Source organism: Roseibium denhamense, from assembly GCF_009711415.1.
Classification (GTDB): Bacteria; Pseudomonadota; Alphaproteobacteria; order Rhizobiales; family Stappiaceae; genus Roseibium; species Roseibium denhamense.
On record NZ_SMLZ01000022.1, the window covers coordinates 1 to 373 of the forward strand.

At 59.2% G+C, this 373-nt stretch carries 1 protein-coding gene; it reads left to right on the forward strand.

What is annotated here, in order from left to right; translation table 11 throughout:
• Positions 1–373, forward strand: a 373-nt coding sequence (locus tag E1180_RS00060; RefSeq protein WP_196220468.1) for a cadherin-like domain-containing protein, incomplete at both ends; no start/stop codon positions are given.

Below are 373 nucleotides of genomic sequence, written 5' to 3' on the forward strand. Positions count from 1 at the left end.
AGAGCCTGACGGACACGATCACGGTCTATTCGAAGGACGGCACCGCCCATGACATCGTGATCACGATCCATGGCAGCAACGACCGTCCCTATTGTTCTTCGGAAGTTCAGTTGGCCAGCGGCACGGAAGACGTCGCCCAGACCCTGACCTTGAAGCAACTTCTCGCCAACACGGTGGATGTGGATGCCAATGATGCGGGCAAGCTGGCGATTGCCGGGCTCAAGGTTGATCACGGCTCTGTCCGGGACAACCAGGACGGCACCTTCACCTTCACACCGGAAAAGGACTACAACGGCCAGGTTCACTTCACCTATGACGTGACGGACGCCCATGGCGGTCTGACCCACACCGGGGCAACGACCACATTGGCTGC